This window comes from Candidatus Hepatincolaceae symbiont of Strigamia maritima (assembly GCF_055505085.1).
In genome coordinates this window covers 1-3,369 of sequence record NZ_DBKDTU010000043.1, presented here as the reverse complement: position 1 = coordinate 3,369, position 3,369 = coordinate 1, and the positions used below count along the sequence as shown (strand labels likewise).

General features: G+C 31.8%; 3 protein-coding genes. 2 read left to right on the top strand and 1 reads right to left on the bottom strand.

Features of this window, described 5'->3' with window-relative positions; all coding sequences use genetic code 11:
- Positions 1–1,301: 1,301 nt before the first annotated feature.
- Positions 1,302–1,997 (bottom strand): 5'-methylthioadenosine/adenosylhomocysteine nucleosidase, encoded by a 696-nt coding sequence (locus tag ACQCX0_RS01000; RefSeq protein ID WP_462562241.1) that lies wholly within the window; start codon positions 1,995–1,997, stop codon positions 1,302–1,304.
- Positions 1,998–2,090: 93 nt separating this feature from the next.
- Here ACQCX0_RS01000 and ACQCX0_RS00995 point away from each other — a divergent pair, with 93 nt between their 5' ends.
- Positions 2,091–2,423, top strand: coding sequence for a PTS sugar transporter subunit IIA (locus ACQCX0_RS00995; protein WP_462562240.1), 333 nt, complete (start codon positions 2,091–2,093; stop codon positions 2,421–2,423).
- A gap of 55 nt (positions 2,424–2,478) precedes the next feature.
- Positions 2,479–3,369 (top strand): IS1595 family transposase (locus ACQCX0_RS00990; RefSeq protein WP_462562239.1); only part of this gene is annotated, 891 nt, incomplete at its 3' end.

Genomic DNA, 3,369 nt, shown 5'->3' with positions numbered 1-3,369 from the left:
CCGAGATCTACACTCTTTCCCTACACGACGCTCTTCCGATCTGAAATGTGGACATATTGGGTATCTATAGCTATTTGGAAACGTAGTCTTTTGGGGATTATCTTAGGAATTGGATTAGGATTAGTCTTTAAAGATGTAGCTATTGCACTAAAACCGGTAGGAGATACCTTTTTAAATTTATTAAAACTAATAGTTATTCCCCTAATATTCATTACCTTAGTTAATAGCATTGTTAATATCAAAGATAGTGGTGTTTTAGGAAGAATGGCTTTTAGAGGGATTGTTTGGTTTATAGGACTTACAGCAGTTGCTATAGTTTTATCTATACTAGTTATGCATTTTGTGTCTCCAGGTGTCGGGGTAACAGAGATACCAGAATTTTCCTTAGTAAGTAATAAAACTCCACCTACTATTTTGGGGACTCTCTTCGGAGTAGTTCCTTCCAATGCTTTTACAGCTTTTGCTACATCTAATATTTTACAGGTAATTTTCCTAGCGGTAATTAGTGGGGTGGCTATATCCAAAATAACAACTAATAAAACTTATTTGTATCAAATTATTAATAATCTGAATGATATTATAACTTATGTGGTTTCTGTGGTAATAGAATTAATTCCCGTAGGCTGTTTTGCCTTATTAGCTTATACAGCTGCTATTTTTGGATATGATATTCTTATTAAATCTGCAATGGTTATATTATTGGTAATGCTTGTTTTGGCTATCCAACTGTTTGTAGTTTTTCCGATTGTATTAAAATTAAAAGGAGACAGTGTTAGCTATTTTTTTAAGCATTCTTGGGAAGCTTTAGTAATAGCCTGTGCCATAGGGAGCAGTAATGCTACTCTGCCGGCAACTCTTGAAGCAGCTAAAAGAATGAAAATCAGAAGTGATGTGAGTTCTTTTATTATTCCCTTAGGGGCAACGGTAAATATGAACGGTTCGGCAATTTATCAGGTTGCTGCTGTTATTTTTATGGCACAAATCTTAAATATAGAGTTAACTCTAAGTAGTTACCTTTTAATCTTAATTACTGGTATAATCTCAGCAACAGGTACGGCAGGGGTATCAGGAGGAGGATTAGTAACTATAACTTTAATTATGTCTTCGGTAGGAATTCCTTTAGAGGCTCTAGCCATTGTTATTGGGATAGATAGAATTTTAGACTTACCTAGAACTTCTATAAATATAGGAGGAGATTTATTGGTAGCTAAAATTTTATCAAAAGAACTTGATGATGAAGAAACGCTGGCAAACGATCCACAACAAAGCGGTTAGGTAATTTTGAATTATTACAGATATATTTAAGTGCTTAGAGTTGCTAAAATATTAAGCAGTACTTCTGCAGTACGATTTGACATTTGACTAATTTCATCTTTAAAAGACACTGAGGCTTTACTATCTGCTAAATCTGATACTTTTTTAATTAGTAAAAAATCTTTATTATAGTTATCACAAATCTGAGCAATGCTTGCAGCTTCCATTTCTATAGCTTTAATATTAGGATACAAAGTTTTAATTTGGTTAACTTTATTAATATCTGCCACAAAACAATCTCCGGTAGCAACAAAGCCTGTTTTAAGATAACTAAGTCTGGGTAAGCTTTGCTTTAATGAATCTATTTTAAAAATAGTTTCATTACCTTGAAAGAATGCTTTTTGTTGGGGTAGTTGCCCAGGATTATAGCCGAAAGTTTCCACGGATACATCAAAATATCCGGTTTGATTACTAAGAATAATATCTGCTAATGCCACATCGTTAACGCCACCACAACTTCCTAAATTAATAACCCCTTCCACAGCAAAACTCTCAAACAATAAAGTAGTAGCAGAGGCTGCTGCTGCTTTACCGATTTTTGAAATAATGCTAAAGAGTTCCAGATTTTTATATTTATATTGTTTAAGGGTGTATACCGGATGAGAAATTTTAGTAATAAGGTTAAGATTATCTGTTAGTGCTGAAGATTCTTCTTTCATCGCTACAACAATCCCGATTTTCATAGAAAACATCCTTAATTTTGTGTTTAAATTTTTACTACTATACTTTATAATTAATAGTAAATCAATGCTTCTTGTTATAAATAGAGATTTTATGTGTTAAAAAACTTACTAAAAGATAATATTATAATTAAAGATAAAATAGAGTCGTGGGAAGAGGCGGTGCAAATTGTGGCTCAGCCCTTGTTATTAAAACAATATATTAAACAGGAGTACGTGGAGGCTATTTTAGAGAATATTGCTAGATTAGGATTTTATATTGTAATTTCTGAAAATATAGCTATTCCTCATGCTACACCGCAAGCAAAATGGGTAGAGAGGATTTGTATTTCCTTATTAAAAACTCATCAAGGAATTATTTTTGGGAACAACGCACAAGTTAAGTTAGTATTTTTATTTGCAGCCATAGGTAACTATATACTTGACTAGCCAAGACTCTATTGCTATAATATAACTATATTAGTAATAAAGGTAGGTTAAACCAATGTCTAAAGAAGATTTTTCAATTTTTGAATTCTTTAAAAAATATCCAAATGAAGAATCAGCAAAGAGTTACTTTGAAAAGATAAGATGGAATGATAAAGTTTCTTGTCCACATTGTAAATCTGATCAAATAAGTTTATGTAGTAATCCTATGCCTTATCGTTGTAAAGATTGTAGGAGACATTTTAGTGTGCGTACTAATGCTATTTTAGCAGAATCTAGATTGCCATTACAAAGATGGCTTTTAGCAATGTATATTTTAACTATATCTAAAAAAGGTGTTAGTTCAATTCAATTAGCTAAGCATTTAGGTTGTACACAAAAAACAGCTTGGTTTTTAGCACATAGGATTCGTGAAGCTTGGAGAAACAAGGAAAATAATAAACTAAACAGCACTGTTGAAGTTGATGAAACCTACATTGGTGGGTTAGAAAAAAATAAACATTCTTATAAAAAGCTTAAGCAAGGAGCTGGTGCAGTTGGTAAAATTCCTGTAGTTGGCTTCAAACAACGTGATGGTAAAATAAAAGTTGTTGTTGTTAAAAAAACTGATACGACCACTTTAACTAGTGCTATTCGTAATTATATTGAAATTGGCACTAACCTTTACACTGATAGATACAAAGCATATAAAGATTTAAAACAAGATTACAATCAACAAGTTAAACATTCTGTAGGTGAATATGTTAATGGTATGGTGCATACAAATGGCATAGAGAGTTTTTGGGCTATATTAAAACGTGGTTATTATGGCGTTTATCACTATATGAGACCTAAACACTTACACAGATATGTTAATGAATTTGCAGGTAGATTTAATTTAAAGAACGAAAGCTCTATGGATTGTATAAATAGTTTACTTATAGATAGTATAAATAAAAGATTAACTTAT

What these genes read in the sequence shown, in the direction of transcription:
- ACQCX0_RS01000 (WP_462562241.1), bottom strand. Translation starts at nt 1,997, where the DNA reads ATGAAAATCGGGATTGTTGTAGCGATGAAAGAAGAATCTTCAGCACTA.